General features: G+C 48.9%; 11 protein-coding genes. 8 read left to right on the top strand and 3 right to left on the bottom strand.

The features are described 5' to 3' along the window. Window positions 1-596 precede the first annotated feature (596 nt). The 3 genes from ACHZA1_RS07915 to ACHZA1_RS07905 all read left to right on the top strand — a co-directional run bounded on the left by ACHZA1_RS07915 (window position 597) and on the right by ACHZA1_RS07905 (window position 8,216). Window positions 597-4,010, top strand: coding sequence for a DUF5977 domain-containing protein (locus ACHZA1_RS07915; protein ID WP_320054696.1), 3,414 nt, complete (start codon window positions 597-599; stop codon window positions 4,008-4,010). Between the two features lie 22 nt (window positions 4,011-4,032). Beyond that, complete coding sequence (locus tag ACHZA1_RS07910; RefSeq protein ID WP_320054695.1) at window positions 4,033-7,449, top strand: DUF6443 domain-containing protein; 3,417 nt, start codon at window positions 4,033-4,035, stop codon at window positions 7,447-7,449. 98 nt (window positions 7,450-7,547) lie between these two features. Next, the gene (locus ACHZA1_RS07905) at window positions 7,548-8,216 is read left to right on the top strand and encodes a hypothetical protein (protein WP_320054694.1); all 669 of its coding nucleotides are present in this window, start codon (window positions 7,548-7,550) and stop codon (window positions 8,214-8,216) included. Between the two features lie 271 nt (window positions 8,217-8,487). Here the strand turns inward: ACHZA1_RS07905 and ACHZA1_RS07900 are convergent, their stop codons facing one another. After that, window positions 8,488-9,816: an MFS transporter gene (locus ACHZA1_RS07900; RefSeq protein ID WP_320054693.1), complete on the bottom strand. Its 1,329-nt coding sequence runs from the start codon at window positions 9,814-9,816 to the stop codon at window positions 8,488-8,490. A 275-nt stretch (window positions 9,817-10,091) separates the two neighbouring features. Here ACHZA1_RS07900 and ACHZA1_RS07895 point away from each other — a divergent pair, with 275 nt between their 5' ends. From ACHZA1_RS07895 to ACHZA1_RS07875, 5 genes are all read left to right on the top strand, one after another. Beyond that, window positions 10,092-11,720 (top strand): sodium/sugar symporter, encoded by a 1,629-nt coding sequence (locus ACHZA1_RS07895; protein ID WP_320054692.1) that lies wholly within the window; start codon window positions 10,092-10,094, stop codon window positions 11,718-11,720. Between the two features lie 308 nt (window positions 11,721-12,028). Next, window positions 12,029-14,437 (top strand): DUF5916 domain-containing protein, encoded by a 2,409-nt coding sequence (locus ACHZA1_RS07890; protein ID WP_320054691.1) that lies wholly within the window; start codon window positions 12,029-12,031, stop codon window positions 14,435-14,437. Between the two features lie 701 nt (window positions 14,438-15,138). After that, a complete protein-coding gene (locus ACHZA1_RS07885) occupies window positions 15,139-16,053 on the top strand; it encodes a PepSY-like domain-containing protein (RefSeq protein ID WP_320054690.1) in 915 nt (304 codons plus the stop codon). A gap of 175 nt (window positions 16,054-16,228) precedes the next feature. Beyond that, window positions 16,229-17,452, top strand: a complete 1,224-nt coding sequence (locus ACHZA1_RS07880; RefSeq protein WP_320052030.1) for an IS256 family transposase — start codon at window positions 16,229-16,231, stop codon at window positions 17,450-17,452. Window positions 17,453-17,920: 468 nt separating this feature from the next. Beyond that, complete coding sequence (locus ACHZA1_RS07875) at window positions 17,921-18,205, top strand: helix-turn-helix domain-containing protein (protein WP_320054689.1); 285 nt, start codon at window positions 17,921-17,923, stop codon at window positions 18,203-18,205. Window positions 18,206-18,467: 262 nt separating this feature from the next. Here the strand turns inward: ACHZA1_RS07875 and ACHZA1_RS07870 are convergent, their stop codons facing one another. After that, window positions 18,468-18,698, bottom strand: a complete 231-nt coding sequence (locus ACHZA1_RS07870) for a hypothetical protein (RefSeq protein WP_321426987.1) — start codon at window positions 18,696-18,698, stop codon at window positions 18,468-18,470. Continuing rightward, window positions 18,699-19,094, bottom strand: a complete 396-nt coding sequence (locus ACHZA1_RS07865) for a hypothetical protein (RefSeq protein WP_320054688.1) — start codon at window positions 19,092-19,094, stop codon at window positions 18,699-18,701. Window positions 19,095-19,185: the final 91 nt, after the last annotated feature.

Below are 19,185 nucleotides of genomic sequence, written 5' to 3'. Positions count from 1 at the left end.
TTGCCATTTTGTCAGCAGGTGTAGGTTCGGTCTTCCTTCGGTCTTCTTCGCTCGAGGTTCGGTGTAGGAGGGGAGGTGGAGGTGACAGGATGGCATACTTTCATGCCTTTTACCTAAAGCGCCGAGATGTGGAGCAAAAACACGTTACTGAGGACTAGGTGAAGGTGCTTTTTTTAAAATCTCTTAATCGTTGGCGTGTTTTACCTACTTCCCGACGCCTACACTTACCAATTATACCTATGTTCGTGCCGTAATTTTAAGTTAAACTATTTTGTAATCCCATGACGTTACGACAACCGTTTGGGTACGTTTCTCCTGCAGGAGGAACACGTACGCTATCGATGATCTTTCTGACGGCCTGTGTCCGTAGTGTAATTTGTTTCTCTACTTGCCTTAAATGGAAGAAGCGAATTAAAGGAGCATCTATTCCTATCCTACTGCTAACGCTTTTTACCCAGCTGGCCTATGGCCAAAGCACGATAAAGGCACCAGATGTAGTTCCACCATCGCCTAAGAGCGAGAACATTCTTCGGTTTGGGAGCTATCCGGTAAATCCGAGTACAGGGGCCCCGGACATTTCGATACCCTTATACACCGTGAAAAGCGGAAAATTGGAAGTGCCCATTACCCTTCGATATCATATAGGTAACGTTAAGCCAGGCTACGATCCTAGCGATGTGGGCTTTGGCTGGGTGCTGGATGTGGGTGGACAAATTTCGCGTACTATTTACGGAAAACCTGATGATGTTTGCCCAAGGCCTGATGTTGAGAAGACAAGTGAGCAATTAGATGAGGACAAGATAGATGATTTTTTATATCTTAAAAAATGTTTTGAGAACACATATGATACAGAATATGATGTATTCAGTTACTCTTTTTTATCGAAGTATGGAACATTTATCATGAGTAAGAATAGTTGTGGTAACTATAAAGCAGATCTTGCACCATATAAACCAATAGACTTTGAATTCATAACTGAACCCGATCAATATACCACTACAAAGCAACGGTTGGCGACTATAAAAGTGAAAGATGAGAATGGAGACCAATACGTCTTTGGCAATGGAGCTGTCGAAACTGCTAGTAGTATAACATCTATGTCTGGTTATACTAGTTGGATGTTGAAGCAAATAACGAGTGTGAACAAGATTGATCAAATAAGATTCAGCTATATTAAAGTACCTACTGTTACAATAGGATCCGATCAAATTTTAGACAGCTATGCAGTAGCAATGCATTCACCTGAAGATTATTATGTTGTTGATGGATATCAAGATGGATTAGGGAATGTCAAAACTAAGGAATCGTATGAAATGGCATTTTATGGCAATATACAGCGTTATGAGGAATTGATTCCTAAGGAAATATCATTTAACGAAGGGAAGGTAGTTTTTAATATTAACAATACTGGTGATGGAACTGATGGGTTCATTGTGTACGATAATCAAGGTAATATAGTAAAAGAAATAGCATTTGTAAAAAGCAATTTTGGGGGGGCACGAAACCATGTTAGACTTGATGCAGTACGGTTATATGATAAAAATCAAACGCAATACCAACTCTACCAACTATTTTACAATACAACAGCGATTGAAGGGGTTGGACGTGATTACTGGGGCTATAATAATGGAGAGGGCTCAGTAGTTACAGAAAGAACGTATAATTACACAAGTTTTGATGGTATTGGACCTAGAACAGAAGGTGTTAATGTAGTACGGGGTTCTGCCACTAAAGCTCCAAATGAGATTGCCTGTCAGGCTGAAATTCTAAATAAAATAGTATATCCCACGAATGGTGAGACCGAGTTTATATACGAAGGTAATAAGTATGACCATCTCGAAGGGTTTAAAACTGGCTCTACAGGATATGAGAATCCAGCAGGAGGGCTTAGAATTAAGGAGATAATAAGTAGGGACTCACAAGGGAGTGTATTCAAAAAGTCGTATCAGTACGAAGAGGGAGCTATTCAGCATTCACCTACAGATGAAACAAACTATAAATCGGTAACTTTTAGGGTTTTTGATTATGGGCATAACTATTCAACTGGAATATCAGTAGGAATTCGATATGAGAACTCTTTGGTTTTTGAAAATACTACATACTCCAGTTATATTTTTGGAGATCTTGGAACTAATATGGTGAAGTATGGGAAGGTGACCGAAACCTTTGGAGATATCAGTAAAAATGATGGTAAAATAATCTATTACTATGAGTATGATAATTCCAATGAATATGGGCTTTACAATCTCGGAGTGGGATCTGGGGTAGGATGTGCAAGGAAACATATATCTGTTAAACGTGATTGGAATAATGGAATGCTCTACAATAAAGAAACATATAAAAAAAATACAAATGGTTCTTATGTGAAGATAGGTAGTGAAACAAACTATTACGATCACACTTATGGTAATATCTATAATAATTTGGTTGTATATCACCTCACTACATTTCCAACAAAAAGTGAATTGGAACCATATGAAGAGTCAACTCCTAGCGACTTATATAAGCAATGGTTATGGAAAGTTAGAACTTGTAAGGAAAAATTAGAAAAGACAGGGAATCCCACTCCCCGTAAATATACCATATTTGGCAATTACGATTACACGATAGAAACAGGCCGCACGCACCTTAACCAAAAGCGGGCTGTCAGCTACTTTGATAGGCAGGGCGTAACCGACTCTCTGGTTACCGTAGAGAACTACTACTACGACAATCCTGCGCACGATCAGGCAACAAGAACCGAAACAACTACTAGTAGGGGCAATAAGCTTACCACCTTTACCGCCTATCCTCTAGATTACAGTTCGGACTCGCCCCTATTTGTTAAAGAGATGCAGGACAATGGGCTTGTTACCTACCCCATTGAGAGCGTTAGCTGCATATCAAAAGGGCGGAACCAGTATGTTACCTCTGGAATAGTTAACCAGTATAAGGCCGGAGCAAAAGGCCTGCTCGATTCGCAATGGATGCTTACTACCAGCGATCCTATTGCTTTGGATCGCTTTAAGTTTTCGAACCGGCTATCGGGAGTACAGCCACCTACCGGAAGTAGTACAGCTTTTGCCCCCGATAGCCGCTATGTAAGAAAAGTAAGCTACGATAGCTACGATAGCAATGCCAACCTAACCGCCTACCACATGGAGGGCGATAGCCCAGCTGAAATTGTATGGGGGTATAAGAAGCAGCACCCTGTTGCTATCGCCAAAGGGGCAAACGGGAAGCTAGATGATGCCATTAAGCAAACCTTAAAATATGTAGGGTGCAATAGCCTAGACACCCTTACGGGTAGCGTTCCCTATGTGGTTAACATCCTCAACAATCCAAGCATGTGGGATAACTTTAACAGGAAGCTGAGGGAAATGCTACCCCAGGCGGAGGTAAAAACATTTACCTACCAGCCTTTAGTCGGCACAACCTCCGAAACCGATAGCCGCGGTAAAACGGTGAGGTATGCCTACGACTCGTTTGGTCGGCTGATGAATGTGACAGAGCTAGGTAAGCTTGTATCCAACTACGACTACAAGTACTACAATCAAGCGGCAAGCAATGGCAGCTTTAGTAGTAGAAGCTACAGCTGGGCTTGTAGCAAAAATACCTGCCCAACTGGTTACGTTGGCGGAGGGGTTGTTTACACGGTACCCGAGGGTAAGTACACCTCTACCATCAGCCAGGCCGATGCCGATGCTAAGGCTCAAGCGGAGGCTAGAGATAAAGGGCAGGCCTATGCCAACGATAATGGCACATGCTACTACCTGAATACAAATACGAGCTCAGTTGCCATTGCTCCTAATCCTGGACTTAACAGCACGCTGACAATCACCTCGAATACCGACTGGAATATCCAAGGTATTCCCGAATGGTTGAGCGTTAGCAAAACTTCGGGAAGCGGTAATGCCACCATTACCATGTCTCCAACGGTGGCTTACGACAGCTCGCAGCAGCGTCGTGCAACACTTACGCTACAGTCTACCAATGTGTCCATATCCAAAACAATAGAGGTTTACCAATAGCAGAAAACCGATCACTACGAATATGAGAAAACATACTATCTGCATATCTCTTCATATTGCTCTTCTGGTGGCAGGAAACCTTACCGCCATGGGCCAACAGGTTAGCCCCACCACGGGCCAGAACTACATCGTCAAGCGTACGCCCCGTGAGGGTACCATCGCTGTGGTTGACCTGCTAAAGCTCCCTGCCGCAAAGCAGGGGGCTACCATCGAGTACTACGACGGCCTCGGCCGCCCCCTACAAACCATAGGGGTGGCGGCCACGCCCAACGCTGACGGCTCCGCCTTCAACGACCAAATCACCCCGCACGTGTACGACGGCATGGGGCGCGAGTACCGCCAGTACCTGCCGCTGCCCAAGGCGCAGGGCACAGGTGCGGGAGCCTACTCGGGTACCGCCCTAAACGAGCAGACCACCTTCTACAACGCCCAGTTTAACAACCAGCCTGGCTACGGCGAGACGGTGTTCGATGGATCGCCGCTGAGCCGCGTGGTGGAGCAGGGCGCGCCGGGCAACAGCGGGATGCTGGGACGCGGACATACCGTAACCACCGACTACGGTACCAATACGGGCACCGAAGTTATCCTTTGGAGCGTGGATTATGGCACAGGTGCGCTGGTTAACAGCGGCTACTTTGGCGCTGGTACGCTCTACCGCACCACGGTAAAGGACGAGGACAAAATCTACACCCTAGAGTACAAGGATATGGAGGGGCGCGTGGTGCGCAAGGTGGCCGACGCTGCTGGGCTAAAGGCCACCACCGACTACGTGTACGACGACCTTGGCCGCCTACGCTGGGTGCTGCCGCCCAAATACATGGCCTCTATTAGCAGCAATACTCAGCTAATAGGGGGTAGTGGCACTACCGCAGTGCTCAGCTCGACGGAGCTGAGCAGCGCCAGCGGCGATAGGTACGTGCTCGCCTCTGGCGCCAGCCTTACCCTTAAGCCTGGCTTCGTGGGGCAGGCTGGCTTTTCGGCCACCCAAGGGGGAGCCGCAGAGCCGCTCGACGCGCTGGCCTACTACTACGAGTACGACGGCTACGGGCGTATGATTAAAAAGAAGCTGCCAGGGGTAGAGCCTGTATACATGGTGTACGACGGCCGCGACAGGCTAGTGGCCGTACAGGACGGCGAGCTCAGGAATAAGGGTAGGTGGCTGTACACCCGCTACGATGCGCTGAACCGACCCGTGGAGACGGGCTACCTAACCAACGGGGTAGCTACCCAGACGACGATGCAGCAGCTCGTGGATGCCGCCTTTAGCGCTTCGCCCCAGTACGATACCCCCAGCGGTGTTGAATACTCGAAGAATAGCTTCCCTAGGGCTGCTGATGGAGCAATAGACGCGCTCACCTACACCTTCTACGACAGCTACGTCAACGGTGGAGCTACTGGCGTTGACGCCACCAAAACCTACGGACAAACGGTGACTACCAACGTTACAGGCTTACCCACAGTTGCCCGCGTAAAGGAGCTCACCACCAACACCTGGAGCACCACCGCCACCTACTACGACGAGAGGGGACGGGTAATTCAAACCGTAAAGAAGGGGCTTTACCCAGATGCCAACGGAACAATGACAGTATCAACCGAGCTGGACTTCGTTGGCCAGCCTAAGAGGATTAAGGAAGAGCAATCCTTTAAGCCTTCCGCTACAGCAGGCGCCATTACCACAAGCTTAGAGCGACGCTACGACTACTACGACAGTGGCCAGCTGCGCGGAGTATATGCCAAGATGAATAATGCAGCAACGGAGGAGACGCTGGCCACCTACACCTACGATGAGCTTGGCCATGTGCTGCAAAAGAATTACGGAGGTACCGATCAGAAGCAGCACTACGAGTACAACATCCGCGGCTGGCTGACCGACATTAACGACCCTACTAATGCCACTACCGACTACTTTGCCATGAAGCTGGGGTACGACACCCCTGAGGTGGCAGGGGCAGGTGTGGTTGGGCAGTACGGAGGTAACATCGCTTCTATGGTGTGGCGTACCAAGATGGTTGACGGTACTCAAAACAAGAAAGGCTACGGCTTTGCCTATGACGGACTGGATAGGCTGAATGTTGGTGCCTATGCCAAAGACAACGGCTCGGGCACCCTGGTAGCAGATGAAGCCTATGCTGAAAACATACCGCTTTACGATGAGAACGGAAACATCCGTACTCTTGTTCGTAAGAATGGCAGCAAGGAGGCTACCACTTACGGCTACACCTATAATGGAAATCAGCTTAGCAAGATAACCTTAAATGGGGTAGACAAAAATCCTTACATCTACGACGCCAACGGCAACGCCACCACCGATGGTCGCAACGGGTTTGCAATACAATACAACGAGTTGAACCTTCCTAAGAGCGTGAGCAAAGGTACCCAAACTGTAAGCTATACCTACGACGCTACCGGGTCGAAGCTGGCAATGGTGGATACAGATAATAGTGGCCGCTACTACCACGGCAGCATGGTGTACGAAAGAAGTAAAGAAGGGGCCTTTTCGTTCGGATACGCTCTACACGACGAGGGAATGATAAAATCAACAGACAATGGGTTTGTGTACCAGTACAACCTGAAGGATCACCTCGGGAATACCCGCGCTGTCTTTAAGAAAACAGGAGTGGGGCTAAATACCATGCTGCTACAGGCCACCGACTACTATCCCTTTGGGAAATCGTTCGATAACGTAAATGTTCCGCAAAACCGCTACCTTTACAACGGCAAGGAGCTGCAGGATCAAACCATTGGCGGTACTCCGTTTGGCTGGTACGACTACGGCGCACGGTTCTACGACCCGGAAATCGGGAGGTGGCATAGCGTGGATCCCAAGGCAGAAGTTTCCAGACGTTGGTCTACCTACGCCTACTGCTACAACAATCCACTGCGGTTTATTGATCCTGATGGGATGCAAGCAGGAGATCCAAGATGGGGCTATTTCTTTCAGGGACTTCTTAATTTAGTGAAGGCCCCCTTAAATTTTGTTTCAGAAACTATTGTAAGCATAAAACATTCATTTGAAGGGAATAAAGGTCAACAGGTAAATAACGAACAAGGGGTGAAAGTTTCAGTTGACATTGGACAATACTTAGAATATAATGGGCAGAATGAATGGCATGCACCAGTTAAGGCCCCTATTACTGTTGAAAAAGTTGATAATACGACAATATCTAGTGAGGTAACTAAGAATGTTAATGTAGAGGGGGTTCCAGTAGTAACGTCTGTAAAAACAGAAAAGGACGTGAGTACAAATGAAACAACAAATTCAGTAAGTGTAGGTGTTGGTGTGAAATCAAAAGTTGGTGATGCTGTTATCGAAGTTGGTGTGCAGACTAGTAAAAGTGGTGCTAAACCATATTTTTCAACAACTTTGTCTATTCCTGATGATATGACAAAAAAATCAAAGAAATCAATCAATTTTTCCACTTCATTAAAAGTGAAATAGAGCATATGAAGATGAGATCTAAAATATTTTTCATGTTAGTATTTTGTGTTATCATAGTTTCGTGTAACAAAAAAAACAGTAATATAAAGTACTACTACTTGACAGATGTTTCAAATCCTAAAATAAAAATCAGCGTGTTTGATAGTCTAGAAAATGGCTTTTTTAGAGTTAATTCAGACGAAGAAAGTGTTGTTATTGGAGAATTTGAAAAAGGAGAAAAAGTAGGTGTTTGGTTTTACAATAAAGGTAATCAACACGATAAGATAAGGTGGGATAATTACCAATGTGAAGATGGTATTGTATCTTTGCAATATCCAGACAATTGGTTGTCGATTCCATCTAATGGACTTACTTTTCAAGCAACGTTTGACACAACCCCACATATTAATAATAATTATTATTTCAGAATTATAAGAAATAAAATAATTGGAGGAGTAAACATCGTTGATTACTCCAGACTTTTGATTGATGATATAAGTTCAAACAGTAAAATTATCAGAATACAGCAAAGTTTGCTAAAAAATGGAAACAAGGAATTTGTTTATTCTAATTTAAAAACAATCAAAGGAAGTGATACTTTGCTAATAATGAGTTATGTTACTATCATTGGTCAAAAATATTTTGATGTTTTATATTCGACAAAAAATAATAATACGGATATTAAGGAGCAAATGTTTTATGATATTATATCAAGTATAAAATTTGGTAACCAAAGGATCATAAACAATCTGTCACCAATTAAAGTTAGCAAGTTAACACAGAATTAAATAAATAGCGTTGAATTATTGAATCCCCTTGCTGAGCAAAGTTTAATCAGCGAACGAGGCTAGGCGGCATTTGCAATGCAGTCTAGCATAAGCAGCGGTCCTAGACCGCCATAAAACGAGAATAAAAAAGCCCGGAGCAATCCGGGCTTTTGTGTGCTATAGGGTGTAGATGTTTTACTGGAAGAAGTTCTTAAAGCGCTTCTTGGTGTTGATGATCCCTGTTTGGCGAGGGCTACTGACCTAGTCGGTTCTATTATTGCAGGCTGTAACTTTAGGCAATGGATTTGTTAGGCTTTGTCCTGCCAACCAAAAGCAGGAAGGATACCAGCCCCAGCACAAAGAAGATGGCGATGGAGAGCACCGAGTAGCGCATGCTGCCCGTAATGGCCTCGATGATGCCGAACATGAAGGTGCCCAAAACGGTTGCCATCTTCTCCAGCACGTCGTAGAAGCTGAAGTAGGAGGTGTGGTCGGTGGTTTCGGGCAGCATCTTCGAGTAGGTCGATCGCGCCAGCGACTGCGTACCGCCCATCACCAGCCCGATTATGATGGCGGCAACGATAAAGCCGCCGGTACCCCTAATGGCAAAGGCGTAGATGCAAACGGCAATCCAGATAACCAGCGATGCCAGCAGCGCCTGCATGTTGCCAATCTTCTCCGATAGGCGGGCAAACGACCATGCCCCGGCAATGCCCACCAGCTGAATAACCAGAATGGTGCCTATCAGCACATCCTCCTTTACCCCCAGCTGCTTTTCGCCGTAGCTGGCCGCCATAAACATGGTGGTTAGCAACCCCATCATGGTGAAGAAGAACCCGATCAGGAATACGGTAAGCCGGTACGACTTTATCACCTTCTTGAAAGTCTGCCGGAGCTCGCGGTAGCCGTTTAGTAGAACTTTTTCCTTTCGCTTGCGCTTCCTTAGCGTGTACTTTGGGAGAGCCTCGAAGGTAATCTGCGAGAATCCCAGCCACCATAGGAATACGGTAACAAACGATATCTGGGCTGGAAGCGGGGAGCCATGCGCTATTCCGAATAGTCCCGGCTGCATGATCATAAAAAGGTTGAACAGCAGCAGCACTACCCCGCCCAGGTAGCCCAGCGAGTACCCTCGCGCGCTGATGCGATCCTGCATATCCTCGCTGGCTATCACCGGAAGAAACGAGTTGTAGAAGACGATGCTGCCGCCGTAGCCGATGGTTCCGAGGGTGAACGCAATAGTCCCCAGCTCGATGGTGTTTTTGTTGAAGAAGAAAAGCGCCCCGCACGATACTGATCCGATGAGCGTAAAGGTCTTCATAAAGGCCCGCCGGCGCCCCGTGTAATCGGCAAACGAGGAGAGCAGCGGCGACAGGATTGCCACGAAGAGGTAGGCAAAGGCGATAGACCACGAGTAGAGTACGGTATTTACGATCTCGTGCCCAAAGAACGAAACCGTGTAGCTGCCATTGGTGCGCGTTACCGAGTTGAAGTATATGGGGAAGATGGTGGAGGCAATGGTTAGCTGGTAAACCGAGTTCGCCCAATCGTACATCACCCAGCCGCGGACAACCTTCGGGTCGTTTCTAACTATTGGTAGTGCTGCGTTTCGGTTCATCATCGTTCAGGTTTTGCTTCTGGGTTTTTACAGGATAAAGATAGCTATACCGTAAGCAAATGCACGCGGTTTATTGAGGTCGTAGAATTCTATCTGACCATTAGAAACAATTACTCTCACATGAAAACTCTGATTATCGGGGTGCTTATATGGAGCGCTGCTGAACAAAAGAACCAATGGTGCGGTTTGAATATAGAGCGGCTCCAGAAAGCTTGAAAAGGTTTATTCCACCGCATCTGCCAGTGATTGTTCGTCATGTTAATCAAAAACGATAGAAGATGAAATTTAACGCTTTAGACTACATCATCCTCATCGGCTACATCCTCATTATACTTGGGATTGGCCTAGGAGTAGCTAGGGAAAAGAAGGGAAAGAAGAAGAACACCTCCGACTACTTTCTTGCAAGCAAAGGGCTACCCTGGTGGATAATCGGATCGTCGCTTATTGCGAGCAACATCTCGGCCGAGCAGTTCATTGGCATGTCGGGATCGGGCTTTGCCATCGGAATGGGCATTGCATCGTACGAGTTTATGGCCGCCATTACGCTGATTATTGTTGCCGTGTTCTTCCTTCCCATCTTCCTTAAGATGGGCATCTTTACCATGCCCGAGTTCCTGGAGCAGCGCTACGACAATAGGGTAAAAACAACCATGGCCATCTTCTGGCTGGCTGTCTTTATTTTTGTAAACCTAGCCTCCATCCTCTACCTAGGCGCACTTACCATCAAGAACGTCATCTTCGAGGGCAAGGACCTGCTCATCATGGGGTACAATGTCGATCCTCTTTGGTTCGGTATCATTGCGCTGGGTGCATTCTCTGCCACGTACTCGATATACGGAGGCCTAAAGTCGGTAGCCATGACCGATGTGGTTCAGGTAGTCTTTCTGATTGGTGGCGGATTGTTTACCACCTACGTGGCGCTTCAGTACCTTGGCGATAACGGCAACGCCTTCGATGGCTTTATTAAACTTACCGAGAAGGCACCCGAGAAGTTCGACATGATTCTGAGCAAGGACAATCCTCAGTACTCGAACCTGCCAGGCATAAGCGTGCTTATTGGAGGAATGTGGATTGCCAACCTCTACTACTGGGGATGCAACCAGTACATTATCCAGCGTGCGCTGGCCGCAAAGAGCGTCAAGGAGGCACAGTCGGGGCTTGCGTTTGCTGGAATCCTTAAGCTCCTCCTTCCCCTAATAGTTGTTATCCCCGGAATCGTGGCATTTGTCATCAATAGCGATCCCACCAATGTGCACCACAACGAGATTGCCAAACCCGATGCCGCCTACCCCTGGCTGCTGCACAACTTTGTGCCCAACGGGGTTAAAGGCTTAGCCTTTGCGGCGCTGGTGGCCGCTATCGTCAGCTCGCTGGCCTCCATGATGAACAGCATCTCCACCATCTTTACCATGGATATCTACAACTGCTACATCAAGAAGGATGCCTCGCAAACCCACCTTGTTAAGGTGGGTCGAATTACGGCTGGGGTAGCGCTCCTTATTGCCATTCCAGTAGCCATTCTGCTCCAGAACCTCGACCAAGCCTTCCAGTATATCCAGGAGTTTACCGGCTTTATAAGCCCTGGTGCACTCGCCATCTTCCTTCTAGGCTTCTTCTGGAAAAAAGCAACCGCAAATGGCGCGCTTTTCGCCGCCTTGGGCACCTTCATATTCTCGGCGTTGCTGAAGTTTGCCACGCCAGATCTTCCTTTTATGGATAGAATGATGGTTGTCTTCTTCATCTGCGTTCTGATAATGGTTATTGCCGCATACATCGAAAAGAAGCCGGTGACTAGCGCCAAGTCCATCATCTACGACAGGAGTATGCTCGTTACCGGAAGGGGGTTCAAGATTGCCTCGTTCTTTATAATTGCATTTCTAATATTTATCTACATTATTTGGTGGTAGTAGCATCGCCAATAACAAGTAAAAACGCCCGAAGAAATTCGGGCGTTTTTACTTGGCAATTACTCAATCTGAATAGCTTTTACGATGATCCTATTGGGGGGATTAGAGGTCATATTTCAGAATAACTTATGCTAACTGCTCGTTGAGGCTGACAAACGATGGCAAAGCCACTACTAGTAGCATTCGAATAGGGGTTGATTGTGTTTGCCGAGGTATTTCCATCGTATGAATAAGCCGTAAAATTAGCAGGAAATGCTGCTCTACATTTGGTTCGGATAAATCAATATCACCTAACGAAACCCGACCAGATGAAAGTACAAATCGTAATACGGACAACTATACTCCTAGCTATAGCGCTAGTGCCGTTTTATGCAGGTGCGCAGCAGATTCGTAGAAAAGCACAAATTACTTTTACAGCTACAAAACCTAAGATAGATGGAGCGCTAACCGACTCGGTTTGGGCTAAGGCTGCGCCGCTTACCGGCTACACCCAGCATAAGCCCAATAGGCTGGAGCCCGCTAAGCTTAAAACCGAGGTGCGGCTGATGTACGACAAGTCCTCCATCTATGTGTATGCGCAATTGGAGGATACCGCCGCGCTTAAAATTGCTAAGCAGCTGGGGCCTCGCGATTCGTTTGACGATCCCAACTGCGACCTGTTCGGCATTGGCTTTAGCCCCTACAACGATGGGATAACCACTTACTACTTCCATGTTTCGGCAGCGGGGGTACAGTCCGACCAAAAGGTAACCGGAACCACCTACGATAGATCGTGGAATGCGGTATGGTATAGCGCGGTTAAGCGATACGATTGGGGTTGGTCGGTTGAGATGGAGATTCCCCTTACCCAGCTGCGATTTTCATCGGCGAATGGGGTATGGGGTTTCAACATTTGGCGCAACATTAAGCGTAGCCAGGAGTGGGACACCTACAATCCGGTAGATGTTAACATCGAAGGGAAAAACAACCAGGAGGCCAACCTCGTTGGGTTCGACAAACTGAGGATGCCCTTCCGCCTATCGCTAACGCCTTACCTATCGTACTCTACCGAGCGCAGCAACCGCGGTACGGACAATACGCTTAAGGGTGGGCTTGACCTTCGCTACGGCATCTCGGATGGCTTCACCCTCGATATGATGGTTATCCCCGATTTCAGTCAGGTGCGATCGGACGATGTGCAGCTTAACCTTAGTACTGTAGAGCAGCACTTCGACGAGAATCGCCAGTTCTTCAACGAGGGTTCAGAACTCTTCTCGCGTGGTGGTATCTTCTACTCACGCCGTATTGGGAGCAGCCCGTTGTACTCCTCCAAAGCATACCAAAATCTTCAGCCCAATGAGGTGGTTAAGGAGATGCCCTCAGCTACCTCCATCATTAATGCTACAAAGATTTCGGGCAGAACCAAGGGCGGTTTAGGAATCGGCTTCCTGAATGCGCTTACCGGCGATACCTACGCTGAGGTTAGAAACGCATCAACCGGTAGAACCCGCGAGGTAAACGTGCAGCCGCTTACCAACTACAACGTCAGCGTTGTTGATATTCCGTTTAGGAACAGCTCCTACCTGTCGGTGATAAACGGCAACATGCTGCTACCCAACAACCGCTTTACGGCAAACACTTCGGCAGTCGATTTCTACCTAGCCAGCAAGTCGCAGTCGTACGCGCTAAAGGGGGCGGTGCAGTACGCCCTGCAGGCCGATTCGGGCAGCGTAAGCAACGATGGCTACGCCTACCAGTTAAGCGCGCTTAAGACTGCGGGCAAGCTGCGCATCGAGCTCTCGAATACGCTCTACCAGAATACCTACAACCACTCGTACTTGGGCTACCTCGATCAGAACAACCGCATCATCAACTTTGGAAAGGTGCAGTATGTATCGTACGATAGAAGCGGGAACCTTAAGTACCGCACCCTTCTCTTCAACTTTACCAACGAGCTGCTGTACCGCCCAACGCGCTACTCGCGCAACGAGTTTACCCTATCGGGAGGGTTAACCTTTACCAACGAGCTGCACTTCGAGCTGGAGACATCGGTAACGCCAGGGGTTAAGTACGACTACTTCGAGCCCCGTCAGCCGGGCTACAAGTACGCCGAGCCGCGCGCCATCTGGACCGGGTTTACCTTTAACACCGATACTCGAAAAAAGCTGTCGATAAGTAAAATGCTTATTGGCTACTGGGTTGCCGAAAGGTACGATAAGAGCACCTTCTACCTTCAGGTAAATCCGAGCCTGCGCTTTAACGATAGGCTGGCCTCCACCATTGGCTTTTTCGGTACGTTCAACGAAAACGCCATCGGCTTTGCCGAAACCGATGCTGTGTCGGGAGTTCCGGTATTTGGCCGACGCGATATCAAGAACTACGAGCAGTCGGCCCAGTTGAGCTACATCATATCGAGGAATGCCTACACCAACATACGCGCCCGCTACAACTGGACCAGCGTTCGCTACAAGCAGTTTTACCATCTGAAAGAGGATGGATGGGTAGATGGAATTGACTTTTTGCAAAACAGAGATATCAACTACACCGCTGCGAGTATTGAGGCGAGCTTTGCCTGGACCTTTGCCCCCGGCAGCCAGCTGTCGGTAATGTACCGCAAGAGCTTCGACGACTACCAGCTGATGAAGCCGATCGCCTACATGGATAACATCCGGCGAATGGGCGATATGCCGCAGCGCGACCTGATCTCGTTCAGGGTTATCTACTACTGGGGTTCCTAGAAAAGATAGCTCCGCAAAGTCAACTATGTTGCCGATTGGTTGTTTATTTGAATGAGCTGATACGTTATTATCGTTTGTAATTGTATTATGCTTTATTCAGCTGCAAAGGGAGGATTCTGTGAAGGAGCCTCCCTTTAACGTGTTCGCAAGCAATTAGACTTTAGAAGTTAGATCTTAGCTGGTGCCCTAGCTTCAGGGCGAATAGGTTGTCAACCTCCGCTTCCATCTCCGTTCGGCTATTGGCTCTAGCCTCAGACTGGGGATATACAAGCCAATTATAATTCTGTTAAACTGCGTGTAACCAGCGCCATGCGCTACGCCGTGGCACGCTTTTGGCGCGTTAGTCCGTATGGTTCGACATGTTGAGAACCACTCCGATCGGCTAAGTGAAGAATCCGAATGATTTTAGAATTTGGCAGTGCATCCAGAAGCTCATGTATCCACGGCATGGGCTTCTTCGTTTTTAAATCGGCAAGCGCATCCGTATGCCGATTCCCCGCTAGCTTTTCCCGGCTGAGGCTCCGTACCCCAACCGCTCTACTAGGTGGGAATGTATTTCTACATCTGTTAAACCCAGCTATTTAGCTAATATCGCAGGAGCGCCTTGTAGCAGATATTTTAGCTCCGCTCTTGACATTTGGCATGCATTTGGCGTATCTAGCACGGGCAACAGTGCACGTATCAAATTTTAAACTGAAGCTATGAGAATAAAGGCAATTCTAGTGTTGGCTGCCATCGTTGCAGCCATGCTGCTGGCATCGTGCAGCAAGAGCGACGATGTCGCAAACACCGATGTGGTTTCGCCAACAGCCGTTAAGGCCGCCTTCGAATCGCAGTTCCCCACCGCCGGCAGCGTAAGCTGGAGCAGCGTGGACAACTTCCAGGTAGCCAGCTTTACCCTAAACTCGGCCACCAAGAGCACCACCAGCAGCGCTCATAGGTGCACCGCTTGGTACAAGGGCAACGGCAAGTGGGAGATGACCGAGATCGAGTACACCTCCGACCAGCTGCCCGACACGGTGAAGAAAGCCTACACGGCATCGGCGTACGGCGATGGCTCGTGGGCCATCGTAAAGATCGTGAAGCTGGCGAAGGCTGACGGAACAACCTTCTTCAAGTTCGAACTCTCGAAGAGCGGGCAGAACAACATGCTCCTCTACTTCGGCGCCGGCGGAAAGCTCGTTAAGGTGAAGGAGAAGAACAAGAACTACCCCGACTGCGGCAACTACCCCAACGTGGTTTCGGACTCGCTGAAGGCAGCCGTAGCCAAGCTCTACCCCACCGGCACCATCGGCGAGGTGATGCAGGGCCACTGGGGCTACTGGGTGGAGGTAAAGGATGGCGCCAACCTCTACAACCTCTTCTTCAGCCGCAAGTACGAGTTGCTCATGTCCATCAGCGAGCTAACCCTAGCCGGGCTACCACAGGCCGTGCAGGATGCCTTTAAGTCCAGCAGCTACGCCAGCTGGACCGTCGATAAAATTAAGGGCATCACCATGCCCGGCATCACCCAGCAGCTGTACCTGCTCTTCGTATCGAAGGATAACCGCTACATGCTGCTCATCTACGGCGCCGACGGCAAGCCCTTTGGCGGGCCCAACAGCTTCGGCTACTAACAAACGTACAAACTTTGACCATTCATATCAGTAAGAGGGGGTAGCGCCGTTGGTGCTGCCCCCTTTTTTGCGGATGGTCGGGCAGCCGAGGGGGATGATCGCCCCCCGCCAGCGCATCATTTGAGACTGTTCATGCAACTGTGTCTGCAAAATGATAACGATAACTTTGCAGACAATGAAAGAGGAAGAAAAAGTAGCGAGCTTCAGCTACGAGGAATTTGAGAAGGAGGCCATCAAAGGCCTTTACGAGCGCAAGAGCCTAAGCGGCGAGAATGGGGTGTTCGCCCCGCTGCTCAAGCACTTTTTGGAGAAGGCCCTAGCGCTGGAGCTGGAGCAGCACCTGAAGGATTCGGAGGGCAACAAGCGCAACGGCGCTACCACCAAAACGGTTAAGAGCTCGAACGGCGAGTTTGAGCTCAGCCCCCCCAGAGACCGTAACGGATCCTTTACCCCAGAGATCGTGGCCAAGCGGCAGGTGCTGCTGGACGACGAGCTCTGCGAGAAGGTGCTCTCGCTCTACGCCAAGGGGATGAGCTACGCCGACATTCGGAAGCTGCTGATGGAGGTTTACGGGCTTTCGCTCTCGCCCGCCCAGATGAGCGAGCTCACCGATCGGCTCATCCCCGAGCTGCAGGAGTGGCAGCAGCGCCCGCTGAGCCCGCTCTACGCGATAGTCTGGTTCGACGCCATCCACTTCAAGTGCCGCGAGGGCGGTGCAGTGCAGGGCAAGGCGCTCTACAACGTCTACGCGGTCAGCCAGGAGGGCTTTCGGGAGCTGCTGGGCATCTACATTGCCGGGAGCGAGTCGGCCCGCTTCTGGCTGGAGGTGCTGCAGGATCTGCGCCTTCGGGGCGTGGAGGACATCCTGATCGCCTGCACGGATAACCTCAAGGGCTTCAGCGAGGCCATCAGCAGCACCTTTCCCGAGACGGTCATCCAGAGCTGCATCGTCCACCAGGTGCGCAGCACGCTCAAGTACGTGGTTAAAAAAGACTACAAGGCCATCACCGCCGACATGCGGGCCATCTACGGCAGCCCCACGCTGGAGGCGGGCGAGGCGGAGCTCGAGCGCTTCGCCGAGCGCTGGGGGACGAAGTACCCCACCGCCGTCAAGAGCTGGCGGGAAAACTGGTACAAGCTGAGCTCCTTCTTCGACTTCGGCAGGGAGATCCGCCGGCTCATGTACACCACCAACCCCATCGAGGGCATCCACCGGCGCATGCGGAAGGTGACCAAGACCAAGGGGTGCTTCTCCTCCGACATGGCCATCAAGAAGCTGATATACCTCGTTATTCGGGATATCAACTCGAGCCCAAAGCGGGAAGTTGCGGGGTGGAAGCTCATCTACGGGCAGCTTTGCATTAAATTTGCCGAGCGGATGGCCAAGTTTGGAGCATGAAGAACACCCGCGAAGGAAGGCCAGGCCTCCTAGCGGGGCAAGGGTATACAAGTGGCTCCGTTCCTCCGCCACCCTTGCCCCGCTAGCAGCCCTAACCTAAAAGGCAGGCGTAATTCCTGCTTCCGAAAAAATAGGGTAGACACAGTTCCGTGAATAATCCCCATCATTTGACGAAAAAGCGCAGCGCGATGACTAAATTGCTCAAGGCAATGACTAAATTCCACCACACGATGACTAATTTCCACGAAGCTTCGACTAAATTGCTCGAAGCAATGACTAAATTCCACCAAGCGATGATTAAATTAGTCAAGCCGATGACTAATTTGCACAAGACGGTGACTAAATAAGTCAAGCCGATGACTAATTTCCACCAGGGGATGATGAAATTGCTCCAATTATTTGCCGATTTACGCCGATCGTTTGGGCATTTTGCGTAACTTGGGGGCAGATCATCAACCTATTATACCTATGATAAGCCTAAACCTTGAAAAATTGGTGAAGCTACGCGGCTACAGCAACGTGCTGGAGTTTACGCGCGCCATTGGCATGCATCCAAGCCGCTACCGCGTGCTGATGAACAACCCCAAAACCATTAGCTACAAGCTGCTCGACCGCCTGTGCTGGGAGCTTCGCTGTACGCCCAACGAGCTGCTGGAGTGGGAGCCCGATGCGCACCAAGCAAAGGACGAGAACCATCCGCTCCGCCAGCTAATCGCCACCCGCGAGCTCCGAAAGCTGCAGCAGGCGGTCTAGAATATCGACCCCAGCAAGGTGGCCAAGGCGCTGGAACTGCTGCAGGAGCTGGAGAAGGGGGAGTAGGCGGGGGCTGTTGTAACGCCGTTTCGATACAACGGCTTTACAGCCAACAACCTCGTTTGAATAGCGTAGTTGCTGCTGCGCTTTTTCTTTTTTAGTATATCTCCCACGGATAAAAACGGAGGAGACGGTATGGCGTGCTACAAATCGGCAACCGCTACGCGGTAAAGCACGGCACGTAGAGGTTGCCCGACGGGCATTACGGCTTGTAGCCATCAACCAGCATGCTCGAATTTACCGCATAGCGGTTAAACCCTGTTGGGCGAGGGGTACTGCCCATAGCCGTCATGCTAAGACCGAATTCAAAAGGATAAACGCCCAATAGCAGCACGTAATCCCCTCCACGGGAGGGGTAGGGGTGGGTTAAGAACCTAAATGGATTTAAAAATATTGATTTAAAAGAGCCCCCCTCCAACGGAGACTTTCTCATCTACCTCTTAGCGTTACGTAGTTTCTCTGATTCCTTCCACTTTTTGGTAATCCTTTTATCTACCAGCCGGTAGTATAAAAACGAGAAGGTAAGCGCAGCAACCCATAGCATGACAAGCTTTGCGTACCACCTTAACTTGCGCATCATACGATCCTTAAAGTCCACCTTCTCTCCTTTGTTTGTTAGGATAACATGCTCGTTCTTGGTGTTGAAAAGAACGTAGCATTCAAATTTTTCGCTGATCTCACCTTTATCTGTTATATCAAAAGCATATTCTACACCATCAATCTTAGCATAAGCTATATCAGAAGATCCTCTACCGTGTGCAAAGTCTATATCTTTCACAAACTTTTCAACAAAGTAGTCCCTGTTTTTATAATCGCTTAGTCTCTTCAATACAAAATCCATTTCGCATAACACAACAAATGTTGATCCTAGGCTTATAAATATGAGAACAAAAATAAAAATCTTACTTGCTGCCACCCAA

The sequence above is a fragment of the uncultured Acetobacteroides sp. genome, from assembly GCF_963667355.2.
GTDB lineage: Bacteria > Bacteroidota > Bacteroidia > Bacteroidales > ZOR0009 > Acetobacteroides.
This window is presented reverse-complemented; position numbering and strand designations above follow the sequence as displayed.